General features: G+C 37.5%; 9 protein-coding genes. 3 read left to right on the top strand and 6 right to left on the bottom strand.

The genetic code is table 11. The features are described 5' to 3' along the window. The first annotated feature begins 55 nt into the window (after positions 1–55). From nosR to HRT55_RS05005, 3 genes are all read left to right on the top strand, one after another. Positions 56–2,197, top strand: coding sequence for a transcriptional regulator NosR (gene nosR, locus HRT55_RS05015; protein ID WP_291620415.1), 2,142 nt, complete (start codon positions 56–58; stop codon positions 2,195–2,197). Positions 2,198–2,271: 74 nt separating this feature from the next. Then, positions 2,272–4,167, top strand: a complete 1,896-nt coding sequence (gene nosZ / locus HRT55_RS05010; protein WP_291619365.1) for a TAT-dependent nitrous-oxide reductase — start codon at positions 2,272–2,274, stop codon at positions 4,165–4,167. A 600-nt stretch (positions 4,168–4,767) separates the two neighbouring features. Then, the gene (locus HRT55_RS05005) at positions 4,768–5,796 is read left to right on the top strand and encodes a hypothetical protein (RefSeq protein ID WP_287203859.1); all 1,029 of its coding nucleotides are present in this window, start codon (positions 4,768–4,770) and stop codon (positions 5,794–5,796) included. Between the two features lie 17 nt (positions 5,797–5,813). On the opposite strand, the gene HRT55_RS05000 is transcribed toward HRT55_RS05005, so the two are convergent. From HRT55_RS05000 to HRT55_RS04975, 6 genes are all read right to left on the bottom strand, one after another. Beyond that, positions 5,814–7,286 carry a glycosyltransferase gene (locus HRT55_RS05000; RefSeq protein WP_287203860.1) on the bottom strand — a complete coding sequence of 491 codons (1,473 nt, stop codon included), beginning with the start codon at positions 7,284–7,286 and terminating at the stop codon, positions 5,814–5,816. 167 nt (positions 7,287–7,453) lie between these two features. After that, positions 7,454–9,820 carry a glycosyltransferase family 4 protein gene (locus HRT55_RS04995; protein WP_287203861.1) on the bottom strand — a complete coding sequence of 789 codons (2,367 nt, stop codon included), beginning with the start codon at positions 9,818–9,820 and terminating at the stop codon, positions 7,454–7,456. An 11-nt stretch (positions 9,821–9,831) separates the two neighbouring features. Continuing rightward, positions 9,832–11,958 (bottom strand): alginate lyase family protein, encoded by a 2,127-nt coding sequence (locus HRT55_RS04990; RefSeq protein WP_287203863.1) that lies wholly within the window; start codon positions 11,956–11,958, stop codon positions 9,832–9,834. A gap of 186 nt (positions 11,959–12,144) precedes the next feature. Then, positions 12,145–13,401 (bottom strand): UDP-N-acetyl-D-mannosamine dehydrogenase, encoded by a 1,257-nt coding sequence (gene wecC, locus HRT55_RS04985; protein ID WP_287203864.1) that lies wholly within the window; start codon positions 13,399–13,401, stop codon positions 12,145–12,147. Positions 13,402–13,488: 87 nt separating this feature from the next. Beyond that, on the bottom strand, positions 13,489–14,601 hold the full coding sequence (wecB, locus tag HRT55_RS04980; protein ID WP_287203865.1) for a non-hydrolyzing UDP-N-acetylglucosamine 2-epimerase: 1,113 nt from the start codon (positions 14,599–14,601) through the stop codon (positions 13,489–13,491). Between the two features lie 19 nt (positions 14,602–14,620). Next, positions 14,621–15,568: a hypothetical protein gene (locus tag HRT55_RS04975; RefSeq protein ID WP_287203867.1), complete on the bottom strand. Its 948-nt coding sequence runs from the start codon at positions 15,566–15,568 to the stop codon at positions 14,621–14,623. Between the last annotated feature and the right edge of the window lie 139 nt (positions 15,569–15,707).

Genomic DNA, 15,707 nt, shown 5'->3' with positions numbered 1-15,707 from the left:
AGTTAGCAAGATTTTTGGCGTAATACCACGCTTTAGCAAAAATACAATTTCCACCATGAGAGTCGCACTTACTCAAGTATTGGTGCTTTTTTTGTGTGTCATAATGCCAGCTCAAGCATTATTTGTTAGCCCTCCTAAAGATCCTATGCCGCTGATCAAAGAGATCTTTGCACAGCAAACAAGAATTAGTGACAAGCAAGCTACTAAAGAAGATGGTCCATTAGTTTGGACCGTTTACGGGCAAGCAGATAAAGGCGAAGAAATTATTGGTTACGCCTTTGAAACTAACGATATAGCTAGAATACCAGCCTATTCAGGCGAGCCAGTTAATATGTTGGTGGCTATCAGCCCAGAAGGTATTTATCTTGGCGCAAAAGTATTAGAGCATCACGAACCCATCATTCTAGCGGGTATTCCAGAAAGTAAATTACATGCTTTTACCGATCAATATGACGGTTTAAATGTCCGCGACCGCCTCAAAGTGGGCGGCAACAAAACAGCAAACGTCGTGCATATCGATGGCCTTTCAGGTGCTACCGTAACCGTTATGGTGATGAACGTTGGCATTGTTAAGTCGGCCACCATAGTCGCCCGCACTTTAGGTATTATCAGCGCCAGCCAAGAAGCCATTCAGCCTATGGGTACTATCTACCCTGAAGTATTTGAAGAGTCTGACTGGAACACACTGACCGGTGACGGCTCAATTCGTAAACTGTATTTAAATAGAAAAACCATTGATGAGGCTTTTATTGGCACCGAAGCCGAGCATGTTGATGAAGCCAGCAGCGAACAAAAACAAGATATGTTTGCCGAAGTTTACTTTGCCCAAGTAAATATCCCTACCATTGGCCGTAACTTATTGGGTGATAGTGAATATGATTATCTAATGTCATCACTCAAACCCGGTGAACATGCACTTATATTAATGGGTTCAGGTTACTCTTTTAAAGGTTCAGGTTATGTTCGTGGTGCCATCTTTGACCGTATTCAGGTTTTGCAAAACAACAATGCTTTTTCTTTTAGAGATTTAGATCACAGCCGTGTGCCTGATATTTATATTGACGGTGCGCCACGCTTTAAAGAGCGCTCTATCTTTATTGTCCGTGAACACCATGAATTTAACCCAGCATCTGATTGGCAGTTAGAATTACTGGTTCGCCGTCAAACCGGTCCCCTAGATAGTATCTTCACCAGCTTTAAAGCGGAATATCACACCTTAGATAAATATCTTGATAGACCCGCCCTGATCCTGCCTGAGCCTGAGCAAACCTTAGTGCAACAAGTATGGCAAGAGAAAGAAGCGGAAGTAATTATCCTAATCATTTTACTGGTCATTGTAGTAATGAGCTTGTTTTTTCAGGACATTTTAGTACGCCATCCGACTTTCATGCACAACTTCCGTCACCTGTTTCTAATTATCACTGTGGTCTTTATTGGTTGGTCATGGGGCGGACAGTTATCTATCGTTAATGTATTTACTTTCTTGCAAGCCCTTATGTCTGATTTTTCTTGGGACTTATTCTTACTTGACCCGGTGATTTTTATTTTATGGGGCGCAGCAGCCGTCACCATGCTTTTATGGGGTCGTGCGGTTTATTGTGGTTGGTTATGTCCATTTGGCGCTCTGCAAGAGCTGATGAATATATTTGCGCGTTACATAAAAATACCGCAGTTTGAATTTCCTTGGGCGGTACATGAACGTTTATGGGCAATTAAATACCTTATTTTATTGGCGCTCTTTGGTTTGTCGATGGAGTCGCTATCACTAGCTGAGCAATTTGCTGAAATAGAACCGTTTAAAACCACCTTCTTATTAAAGTTTGATCGTGAATGGCCATTTATCTTATACGCCAGCGCACTGCTTATTATCAATATTTTCAACCGTAAGTTCTTCTGTCGCTACTTATGTCCGCTTGGTGCGGCGTTATCTACCAGTAACAGCATCCGCTTATTTAGCTGGTTAAGACGTCGTCCTGAGTGTGGTCAGCCATGTAAAACTTGTGCCAAAGAATGTGAGATCCAAGCGATTAACCCAGACGGTGAAATCAACATGCGTGAATGCCATTACTGCCTAGACTGCCAAGTAACTTATTTTAATGAAGAAAAATGTCCTCCATTGAAAAAATTAGCACGTAAAAAAGCGCGTTTCGCAGCAGATAACAAAGAACGAGAAATAGAAATAACCGAAGTAGCTTAATTGATTACTGAATCAAGTGAGCTAACAAACGAACTAAAAATTTAACTAAATTAAAATCTAAGTGGAGAATACCAATGAGTAAAGAAGAGTTAGCTGTAATTAATGACTCCAATGACGTGAAATTGGAAGATGAAAGTCGCCGTAAGTTTTTCGGTAAAACTGCACTAATCGGCGCAGGCGCTATTGCTGCACCAATGAGTGCTGCAATGTTTGCCTCAACAGCCCAAGCTAAAAGAAAAGAAGCGGCAATGAGCCCAGTGGTTCATCCAGGTGAGCTTGATGAGTATTACGGTTTCTGGTCAGGTGGTCACTCAGGCGAAGTACGCATCATGGGTGTACCTTCAATGCGTGAATTAATGCGTATTCCTGTATTTAACATTGATTCTGCAACGGGTTGGGGCATCACCAACGAATCTAAAGCGATTAAAGGAGATGACTACTTGGCTGGTGATTGTCATCACCCTCATATGTCAATGACAGACGGTCGTTACAATGGTAAGTACGTTTTCATTAACGATAAAGCCAATACCCGTGTTGCTCGTATTCGTTGTGATGTAATGAAAACAGACAAAATTTTGCATGTACCAAACGTACAAGCAATTCACGGTTTACGTGTACAAAAAGTACCTTACACTAAGTATGTTATTTGTAACGGTGAATTTGAAATCCCAATGAATAACGATGGTAAAGCATCTTTAGAAGACGTAAGCACTTACCGTTCATTGTTTAACGTAATTGATGCTGAAACCATGGAAATGGCTTTCCAAGTTATGGTTGACGGTAACTTAGATAATACCGACGCCGACTTTGATGGTAAATATTTTGCTTCTACTTCATACAACTCAGAAATGGGCATGAACTTAGGTGAAATGATTTCTTCTGAACGTGATCACGTCGTAGTATTTGATTTAGCACGTTGTGAAGCGGCAGTTAAAGCCGGTAAATTCAAAACCTATAACGGTAACGATGTACCTGTATTAGACGGTCGTAAAGGTTCACACTTAACACGTTATATTCCTGTACCTAAATCACCACATGGTATAAATACTTCACCTGATGGTAAGTACTTTATCGCCAATGGTAAGTTATCTCCAACAGTATCAATTATTTCTATTAAGAAATTACCTGATTTATTTAACGACAAAATCAAGCCGCGTGATACCGTTATTGCTGAACCAGAACTAGGTTTAGGACCGTTACATACAGCTTTTGATGGCCGTGGTAATGCTTATACAACGTTATTCCTTGATAGCCAAGTAGCAAAATGGAACGTTGAAGATGCGATTAAAGCGCATAACGGCGAAAAAGTTAACTACCTTCGTCAAAAATTAGATGTTCATTACCAACCAGGTCATAACCATACTTCACAAGGTGAATCTCGTGATGCTGATGGTAAATGGTTAGTGGTTTTATGTAAGTTCTCTAAAGATAGATTCTTACCTACTGGCCCACTTAAGCCTGAAAATGATCAATTAATTGATATTTCTGGTGACGTGATGAAACTTGTTCATGATGGTCCTACCTTTGCTGAACCACATGACTGTATTATGGTTCACCGTAGTAAAATCAAAACTAAAAAGGTTTGGACACGTGATGACCCAATGTTCGCACCAACCGTTGCTATGGCGAAAAAAGACGGCGTAAACTTAACGTCAGACAACAAGGTTATCCGTGACGGCAAAAAAGTACGTGTTTATATGACTTCTGTTGCGCCAGTTTATGGTATGGAATCGTTTAAAGTGAAATTAGGCGATGAAGTTACCGTTGTGGTAACTAACCTTGATATGGTTGAAGATGTTACTCACGGTTTCTGTATGACTAACCACGGCGTGCAAATGGAAATTGGTCCACAAGCAACGGCTTCAGTTACCTTTATCGCCGACAAACCTGGCGTACAATGGTACTACTGTAACTGGTTCTGTCATGCATTACACATGGAAATGCGTGGTCGTATGTTGGTTGAAGCTTAATAGCTGATCTGTAGCGTGATATGAACAGAACGTGTTCTGTCACGCAACCATACAATACAAGTATGGAAATACATGGTCGTATGTTGGTTGAAGAATAAGCTTTAATATAACAAGTACAGTTAGTTAAAAATTATAAAGCCCAAGACTGAGAAGTTTTGGGCTTTTTTCATGAGTAATTAAGTGAAAACTGGTTCTGTCACGCAGCTGTATGAAACGATAACTGCCAACATGCATCGTCATTCCCGAAATTTCTTGTCGGGAATCCATAAATCCCGTCATTCCGGTTGTTTCTTAAGCCGGAATCCAGTAATTAATGTTAACAAACACATCAAAATAAGAGCCATGGATTCCCGATAAAACAACTCGGGAATGACGGAGCTTCATTAGCTGCTTATAGCCAATTAACAGCACACGCAATGACAGTGACTAAATGATAATTCCATAAATCCCGTCATTCCGGCGTTCTCTTGGCCGGAATCCAGAAGCTAGTCACACTTTGTCAAATCAAGAAACATTCAGTTTAGAAAGCCTCTAAACCAGTAACCAATATGTAGCAAGCATGTCATAATAAAGCATATAAATTGAAGCGAGCTGGTCCCCATGCTATTAAGTGTTATTTACCCCGTACATGTAACTAGGGAAAGTAAATATATAATAGATCGCATCAATAAGTGTCTTTCAAACACTATTAATTGTTTGCCTCATGCTGAACATATTATCGTGTTATCAGGCGACATTAAGTACACCCAAGCAGCTGAAGAAAAATTAGAGATAATCCAAAACCAGCTAAGAAAATCATCACTGAAAATATGCCATTGGAGCACACCAACAACGCCATATTCCCCGGGGACAGCACGTAATGTTGGCATTGAAGCATCACAGGGTGAACACCTACTTTTTTGGGATATTGATTTATTAGGTAGCCCTGAGTTGTTTTCTGCTATACCTAAACATCAAGAAACATTGCTACAACAGTCACAAGCTTTTTATATGTATCCTTGCCTGTATTTAACACCAAGTTACAGTAAAAGTTTTACCACAAACTTTGAACAAGCTTACCAAGATGTAATACAACTAAAAACTAACACCATTGAACATATAGCGTTAGCCACATCTACCCTGTTATGTGATAAGCAGCACCTAGTTGATTTAGGGGGATTTGATGAATCATTCATTGGACATATGGGGGAAGATTTAGAGCTTATCAATCGACTCGCTATTGCCTATAACAAATATCCACTGCGTGAAGATCACCTTATTGATGCACCATCTAAAATACCAAACCAACTTAAAGGGTTTCGGCGCTTGTTTGCTCAATACGCATTGCCTCACTTTGAGCAAGAGCAATTTAGTGTACATATAGCGCATGCAACAAAATTAGGATCAAAATACAAAAAAAGCCAAGTAAGCAACATGAAGTATTTTCAAAAGAGAATGGAAGATGCTATCGGCTTACTCACCTTAGCGACTTGTGAACAAAAATTGTTGGGGAATGCCGCTTGGCTGAACAGTATGCCGCCAATCAAATTAACCGCTTTGGAACGCTGGAAAAAAAAATGGCAGAAGCTCCGAAGAGATCCGCCATTATTTTTTAAAGATATGTTCGCTAAAAGAAAACAGAATGATTAAAGTGACAAAGATAATTATTAACTCTTAGTTGTTATCAACTCTGTAATTTGAGCCATCTCTTTATTCCAACTTCGATGGTTACGGATATATTCAATATCACTAGGTACATAACTCACGTATCTTTGGTAATCATCCCTTAAAGATAAAATTTGTTTCTTTAGTGAGCTAGCATCATCAGGTTTCGCATAAAGTAAAGCATTCAAACCTTGCATCAACTCCACAATAGCAGGTAGTTCAGAGACGATTACAGGTAAACCATGCCATATAGCTTCTATTGGTTTTAGCGGTGGAACCATTTGCGTAACTTCACAATCTACTCTTGGAACAACAACCCCATGAGCATTACGATAAATGCCTGCTACTTGCTCTGAAGGAACCCTGCCATGAAAAAATACATTCAAGGCTTTTACCTGAGCTAGTTTACGTTCAACCGCTGCTTGATGTGGACCTGAGCCATAAATATCTAATTGAATATTTTTATTTTCCAAACCAGCAACAACATCAATCAAACTCACTAAACCCTCGTAATAAACTAAACTGCCCACATACACCAATTTAAAGGGATTTTCTTTTTGGTAATTTTTATGAATAATCGCGTTTTCAGAAAGATCATTAATACAATTTTTAATGATAAGGGCAGGAATTTCCTTATTTTGGTAATACCTTTTCTTTAAAATATCAGAAATAAAAATATTAGCACTGGCATGGTTTAGTACTAATTGCTCCATTCTATCCTCATAGTTAAAGCGCTCACTTTGCCTAAACGTTGGGTTAGCACTAGCGGCTGTTACATGCCACATACCTCTTGCTTCATATATGTAAGGTACGCCTGTTTTACGGCTAGCAAAATAAGCAGCAAAACCATTTATATAATTTGAAGAAGCTTGAATTAAGCCAATATTTCGTTCCGAAATTATTTCAGCTACTTTTTGACCGTATTGCACCGCATACTTTAAATCACTATCAATTTTGTATTGGCGTGTGCCTCCAATCGCCAGTATTTCAATACCATCAACCCAACGACTTGTTTGAAAAGGTAGCTCTCGGTGTTTGGCTAAATCCCAAGGGTAACCCAAGCGGGTAACGATGGTAACTTGATAACCTAAGGCTTGATAAGCTTTTGCTTCATGTAAGGTTCTAAGGGCATAGCCTGCATTATCGTAGGGGGCACTATTATGCACTACCAACAAAATAGAATGACTATTATTAACAGCATCAATAGAGATTTTAGGCTTAGAAAAATTATGGCTAAGTATTGCTTGGCAAAAATTTAAGTTATTAATTTTCTTTATGTCTGTAAGGCGCTTGTTATTCATACTGCTAAGAAGTAGCAAAGGTGTCTTTATTTGCCCTCTTAACTTAGCTTCCGTAGCAATTTTTGCTAATAAGCGCTTCCGCCATTTCCTCGCTAACAATTTAGAAATAACCAGATAATGAACAGCAAGATGGATAATAAGAATTTCCCATAAGAGAACTAATTTTTTTTTCATATTATCTCTTTATAATAAAAAAGATCCTCGTATGAGGATCTAATCAAGTCAATTGGGTTATCTAAATTTTATTAATTAAGCTAAGCAATAACTAATCAAGAAATTATAACTTTACTTATCAAGTTAGGCTTTAAATAATCACCCTTCTCTGTGTTAGATTATCGCTATCAAAGGTTTTGATAAACGTTATAAACTTTATTTGAAAGCACTTTCCAGTCTCTATTTTCAACAGCCCAATCTCGACTTGTCTGTTTAATATCCTCTCTCAACTCCTTATCACTCACTGCTTTGGTTAGTTTATTTGCTAAATCAACAGAGTCATCTTTCTCATGTACAAAGCCATTTTTACCTTCATCAATAAATTCTGCGATTGCTTTTACCGAAGAACCAATAATGACCTTACCCATAGCCATTGCTTCAAATGGTTTTAATGGAGAAACTAACTCACAAACTGGCAACCCACGTCTTGGAAAAGGGCATACATCTATAACAGAATAGTAATCTGGTACTTGCTCATGGGGAATTCGTCCCGTAAAAATAAAGTACTCAGTTAGACCTGCATCCACAACTTGCTGTTTCAATTCAGGTAGTACCACACCATCACCGATGATAAGCACCTTAAAATTAGAAACGTGATTTCTAACCATTAATTCTATTGACTCAACTAACAAATCCAAGCCTTCATAATCAACAATAGAACCCACATAACCTATTACCGTATCCTCTTTAGCAATCCCTAAATCGGATTTAAGAGAATGGTTTACTTCCATAGGTGTAAATATTTCAGTATCTACACCATTTGGAACAACATTAATTTTATCTGCGCAAACACCTCTAGATATTAACTCTAATTTCAGCGCTTCCGTGATAGTAATAACCGCATCAGCTTTCTCACAAGCTAAAGTTTCCAAGTAACGGTAGGCATCAAATTCAATACTACCTTCCCATTCTGGTTGACGAGATAAGCGAGTTATCTCCCACATACCACGCACTTCGAAAATTGTTTTTATACCTAATTCTCGTCCCGCCAATATTGCCGCTATACCGTTAATATGGTTTGAGGCAGCATGAATAATACTTACGTCATTAGATTCAAGCCTTTTCTTTACTTCATTTTTATAAGCATCTAAATATGAAAGTACGGGAACAAAATTAAGCCCCGGCCCATCAAGTAAACGATGATATGTAATACCATCGTATGTCTCATGTGCGACTTTCTCTCTAGATTGAAACTTATTTAAATCATACGGGTAACCCAATCTTGTCATTACATAAGGCTCTATCTTCTTTTGCATTAGATTTGTGATAATGCCATGAGATCTTGTTGCATAACCCCCTGAGTGCACAGGTAAACTATTATATAAAAGATAAGAAACTTTCTTATTATAGGCTCTTAAATTAACTGGCTGATTTGGTATTTCAATACCATTTTCAGCGATTGAAATTAGGTCTATCCAATGCATTTTCTTTGGATGCTCAAACGAGAATCGCTCACATAAACTTACTGCTAACTTTAACTGGCCAGTGTATACAACTTCATCAACTGCTTTTCTAAGTACATTAGGGTACAAAACAGCCCATGTTGAATCATTAAATTCTTTAGGGGTCGATTTTATGGCTAAATAGCCTTTATAAATAGAATCAACTAAAGGCAATGTGCAATTGATAACTAGCTCAGCACGCAAACAAGAAATGATATAACGCTCTGCAACTACAGACTCTTGTTTCACTTCTAAAAGAACAGCATATAGTTGCGCCGCTTGTAAATAGTCTTTAACAGACCAACGTGATGCAGCAATTTTTTTCGCTATGGAGTAATACTTTTGATTCACCCCGCGGCGTAAAAAGCATACGGCTAACTTTTCTTTATCAAAAACATTATAGTTTTTTTGTAATATTTTTGTCGCTACAGATGTCTGCGCCTCACAAATTAATACCTCAATAAATTCAGAATAATTTGCACCTGAATTTTGCAAAGCCAGTACTTCAATGAAAGCATTTGCTACAACTTCTGGATTTTCAAGCTGATAAATTTTTTTAATAATATGTTGAGTTAGCTCAGTATCGTTACTACTAACCGCGACCCACAAACCATAAGGTAAAGAAAGAGCAATATGATCAACAGATAATTTGAAATATATTGCTTTAGCAATTGATAAGCCTTGAGTTTCCATACTCAAAGCAGTAATCGCGTAAATTGCTAAGGTATTATTAACACCCCTAAAATCAAAATATTCCATGAAGTTTTGAACTGAAAATGTAACTGTTGACCGCTCAATAATGTTTAAAATGCTTTCATCATTACCACCATTTTTTTTATACTTCCCACCATATTCGGCCACTAAGCTAGGATTTTTTTTATTCAATGTTAGCAAGGCTCTATATAAGTCTTCTTTAAACCATAAACCTTTTCGTGTATTTCTAAGTCCAATTTTTTCCGCTTTAGATCTTTCATCTAACCATATAGCAACTTGTGCTTCGACTTCCTGATATGTTTGTCGAGTTCTTTTACGCCTAAATATATTAAAAATCATTTTACTCTGCTCTAGCTATCTTTTCTAACTGTTACTTCAACAGGAAGGTTGTTAAATGTTAATTCACGTTCATCATTGGATCTTCGATAAATAATATCTTGGGTTTCGCCTTGAGTTGTTTGCCACTTTAACCGTAAATATTTGCCATTACTGGCAGATTTAAATAGCTCTATTTTAGGTTTAGCCGACTCGCTACCAAAACTAAACAATGTCGCGAAGGTATGTTCTTTGGCACTTTCTACCGTAAAAGCTAATGCATCATTTGGTGTTAACTTATAGGGTTCAATGCTGGTCCACCCTTGTAATCTGGGCTCAGATTGTGCTTTTACATGCTCGACTTTTTCGCCATCATTTAAGGATGAAACCCATAACCTTTTATTATTAATATCTACATAGGTTTTATCTAGTGAATGAATTAAATTTAAATCAGGATGAAAATGAAACCATTGAGTAAATTGATGCTTTATAGAACTGTTTAATTCATCTATTACAACTAACCAGTGCCCTGGTTTAAAAAATAGAATACGGCAATGCTCTGTTTTAAAAAATCGTTTGCGATCAAGATAGGCTTCAACTACTTTAACCTCTGAGTTATCTGACCAAGCAGTAATAGCTGAACCAAAAATATCTAAATTGTATAAGCTATAATCGACTTCATCAATTTCTACACAATTATGTGCTCGTGTAGATTGAACATATAGTCTCTCTTCTGCTTCTCTCTCATAACCATACATGCCAGCATCAATAAGAATCCGTTGTGAAAATTCAGACCATTCAAAATTAAAGTCATCCGCATGCTTATGAGTCCGTTTGTGAAAAGCGGCACTGAAAGCCAAGAAAGATTGATTTTCAAAGTCACCCTTCTCCCAGTTACTTCGAAAAAACGCATACCCACTTTTGGGAAATACACTAGGCAACGCTTCAGGTGATTTACCCCGTACTCCTTTTGAAAATATATAATCCATAAAGTCATTAGATATATTAAATTGCTGTATAGAGCGTTCCGGTGTATCTCCAAATCGAACTACTTGACCATTTGGGTGAAATAGTAAAGACGCCATATTGCTCATTACTGCAACTAAGTTGACAAAATCTTTATTATCAATCCATTTAGCATTTGATATAGCATTGAATATTTCTGTAATATATACGTGATATGCAGGGGAGTGCTCTAAGTGAAGCCCTTCCTCATTAACATCCTTTTTCAAAATTATCATAAGCTCTGATGTGGCATATGTTTTTAATTTTGTTGCATCCCTAAGCTCCGGTAGCACATTACTTATCGCTAACAATCCTGCCAATTGATATAGACCATGGTTAGAATGACGAGCTAATTTTTCGCTATCAGAAAGATCAATAATGTGGAGTTTTAGCAGTAAACAAAGCTTATATAATTCATCTTCTGAAATAAGGTTAAATAAGACTCCATATTCAATTAAAAATGGAATTCTAGTTGCCCTAAATGCCACACTCATGTCATACCATGCAAACTTGTTATAGTTAACTTGGTTTATATTGAACTCATACCAATCTAACGCCAAATCAATAGCATATCTGATTTTACCTATGTCATTATCTTTCAATAATGAGTCCATAAACACCCACGAATTAAAACTATATTTCCATGACCGTTTATCATACGGCTCTGTCGTTTCAGCCCAGTTAATAGGTAACAATAAAGGATATTCAGGGTAACCAGGATAGAAGTATATTTCTTTATGGTGATCTGCAAATGCCGATACTTTGTTTAAAACAACGTATTTGCTTTTCTTTCTTTTAATAAAAACAGATTTTAGACTTTCTAAGCAGTTCTCTCCAAATTGAATAGAAAAAAGCTCTTCCTGTAAATGTTTACCGGGAGCTTTCTCTTTTGCAATTTCTTCCTGCACTAAATATAAACATTCACTTGCAATATCCTTGACATGTTCAATTTTCATGTCTTTTTTATTTTTTTTTATATCCCTAAACTGGATCACTCCATCTACTGGATCACCAGCTGACATTTCCCAGCTGAAAATATCCCCATCAATTTTATATTGACCTATACTGCAATCCACTTGCTTTACAGACGTCTTATACCCAAATAGTTTATTAATTGATATTTGGACTTTTCCTCTATTACATTCAAATTTTATCATAGCTATCCGTTTCTCCCCGAAGCTTTACCTTTTGAGTTGAAGTAGGTCGTTTATACCTTAAACGACCTACTTCAAAAGTGCCTAAGCGAAGATGAAGACATTCAAATCAGTGCTTAGTATCTTGATAGGTAAGAGTATACAGATTAAAAATTGCGGTCATTATCTATAATTCGTAATCGCTTAAAACTAAATAGCACTAACAAAATCTAAGATATTTAGATCTTTGGCATTCAATACTAAAAACTCTTGATGCTTGACTAATACTGCAACCAAATCCGCTTCTGCAACTGCAGTTTTAAGGTCGACTAACTTCACATTTTCAAGTGACTCGAACTTGGCAGGTAAAGCTTCAATATTTGGCTCTACGGCTAAAATGTCATAACCTTTCAAGCCTAAATTTTGGGTAATATCTAAGGCAGGGCTTTCGCGTAAATCATCAATATTTGGTTTAAATGCTAAACCTAAACAAGCAATCTTCGGCTTGGTTATATGCTTTACTGCAGCTTCAATTTTTTCTTGTACCCATACTGGTTTATGATCGTTGGTATTGCGGGCTTGATGAATGATTTTTGCTTCTTCTGGGTTTGAATTAACGATAAACCAAGGGTCAACCGCGATACAGTGACCACCAACACCAGCACCAGGCTGTAAAATGTTTACGCGAGGGTGTAGGTTAGCCAGTTCAATGAGCTCCCATACGTCAATTCCTTGTTTATCACAAATCATTGAAAGTTCATTAGCAAAGGCAATTTGTACATCACGACTAGCATTTTCAGTTAGCTTCGCCATTTCTGCTGTACGGGCCTTTGTCGCAATACAGTTACCTTTATGGACAAAGCTTTTATAAACCGTAGTAGCAGCTAATGTGCTCATGTTATCCATGCCACCAATAATGCGATCATTATCTACGAGTTCACGAATAACTTGGCCTGGTAATACACGCTCAGGACAGTGAGCAACAAAAATATCAGGTTTGAAATCTGCTATTTTATCTTCTTCTGAAAGGTGTTGTGGGAATGTTAAGTCTGGTCGTGCTTCACTTAACCAAGCGGCCATTTTTTCTGTCGCGCCAACGGGTGAGGTAGACTCAAGTACCACTAAATTACCTCTTTCAAGCAACGGTGCTAAAGCGCGTGCCGCAGATTCAATATATTTTAAATCAGGTTGGTGATCAGCACCTTTGAAAGGGGTTGGTACCGCAATTAAAAATGCATCTGCCGCTTGTGGCTCTATGTGTGCAGTTAAATTCCCATCAGCTACGGCACATTTTACTAGCTCTTCAAGCCCTGGTTCTACAATATGAATTTTACCTTGGTTGATGGTATCAACCACATGTTGGTTAACATCAACACCTTTTACACGAATACCATTACTGGCGATAACTGCTGCGGTTGGTAGGCCAATGTAACCTAATCCGATTACTGATATTGTTTCAAACTTCATTTTCTGTTCTCGATTAACTTTGCTTAAATTTATTTACTTTTACGATAAGACACTTAGATTCCCGATTAAGAAACCACGGGAATGACGCTAGCTTAGGATTGCATCAATAATATGATGGCTGGTTCTACCGTCACCATAAGGATTGTTAGCATGGCTCATGGCTTTATAGGCGAGTTCATCGTCTAATAAACGCGTAGTTTCAGTGACTATGGTTTTATCGCAAGTACCTACTAGTTTTACCGTACCTGCAGTTACTGCCGCTGGGCGTTCTGTGGTATCACGCATACACAACACTGGCTTACCTAGGCTTGGCGCTTCTTCTTGAATACCACCTGAGTCAGTTAAAATCAGGTAGCTTTGCTTCATTAGGTAAACAAAAGGTAGATAATCTTGTGGTTCGATTAGAAAGACATTATCAAGACCTTTAAGGTTACGATTTACTGGCTCTTGCACATTAGGATTAAGGTGAACAGGATAAACAATTTGCACATCATCACGTTGTGCTAATGCAGCAAGTGCTTTGCAGATACGTTCAAAGCCTTCACCATGGTTTTCACGGCGATGTCCTGTTACTAAAATCAGCTTTTTACTGCTATCTATAAAGCTAAATTGAGATGCTAATTCACTATTTATATTTTCTTTATTCTCTATACGTTCTGAAACACTTACCAAAGCATCAATAACTGAATTACCTGTGACAAAAATATTATCCGGCGCTACATTTTCAATGAGTAAGTTTTTGAGTGAATCAATGGTCGGGGTATAGTGTTGATCAGCTAATACTCCGGTTAAACAACGCATACCTTCTTCAGGCCAAGGCGAATAAAGATTGCCAGTGCGTAAACCCGCTTCTACATGACCAACAGGTATTTGCTGGTAGTAAGCCGCTAATGTTGCTGCAAAAGAAGTGGCTGTATCACCATGTACTAATACTCGGTCTGGCTTAACGTCTGCTAATATCACTTTAAGTTTTTGTAATATTGCTGTTGTTACGTCGGTAAGATCTTGTCCTGGCTTCATAATATCTAAATCAAAATCAGGTGTGATATCAAATAAATTCAATACTTGATCAAGCATTTCCCTATGTTGTCCTGTTACACATACCTTTACATCAATAGCTGAGTTTTCTTGCATAGCTAATATGATAGGACACATTTTTATTGCCTCTGGTCGAGTGCCAAAAACTAATAAAATCTTCATTTTCTTTCCTTAATAATCTTTAAATATAATGACTTAATTTCTTAGTGAAATTAGCCACGGAATAGTTTTCTTCCAAGTAATCAAATGGAATTTCAGGGGCCGATTTATCCAGCGATTTCTTTAAATCTGTAATGCTGTTTGCTTGTATGGTTAAGTGGCTTAGCACACCTTTATGTTTGTGCTTATGTTTAGTGATATCAATCACCCTAGTTCCACATGCTAAAAGCTCTAACATTCGCCTACTAAACATAGTTTTAGAGCCATCACAGGTATTTACATTGATGTGTGTATGCCCTGATTGATAATACTTTTTTGAATCAATGTAATTAAAAGCTTGCTCACGCTTAAAGCCTTTATGCTGTGCCCAACTATTATTACCTTGATTAAAACGATCAAATACGGTGAACTCTTTATCTTTAAACGCATCTATCGCCATCAGTAAACGTTCTGCACGTTCCGGAAACTCTTGTTTATATAACCCGCCACAAAAAATTATATCTTGGGCTAGCCGATTCACTTGCTCACCTCGCTTGGGGTTATGCAATTTCGGTTGAAAGAAAAATGGCATTACTGCCACCGTTTCTAGTTGTGTGTAACGCTGTTTATATTCTGCAACTAGAGACTCTTCTGTAGTTAAACAGACATCAAACCATGCAAGGTTATGTGCAAACCGTTGGAAATGCACTGGATCTTCTTTGTTCCAAAAAACCGTTTTAATACTTTTTTTCCGGCAATAATTAGTTATTTTTTCTAGTGTATTGTCTGGTTTTACATCGGTGTAACAAGCAATTTTCTTCCGCCATTTACCCTTTACACCAAGCCAAGCTGATTCCACTAAAAGTATGTCAATCTGATGACAACATAGCTGCATTCGCCAAAAATCTGGATCTATTAAAACTAACTCCAATCCATGTTCATACTTTAGTAATGTAGTAGTAAATTCATCTGCTATTAAGCCAATTTTCACGTTAAACCCAGTCATTAATATCGACATTTAGAGTAATTGTACTTACGCTAATAAGTACCTAATTTTCTCTTAAAGTGTACTGCCGTAGTGTCCAATTTTTATTCGCGGATACTAACTAAATTACCTGTAACAAATACCA

The organism is Colwellia sp. (assembly GCF_013214175.1).
In the GTDB taxonomy this organism is placed as follows: Bacteria; Pseudomonadota; Gammaproteobacteria; order Enterobacterales; family Alteromonadaceae; genus Colwellia.
Note: the sequence above shows the minus strand (reverse complement) of the source record. Positions and strands in the feature narration are given on the sequence as shown.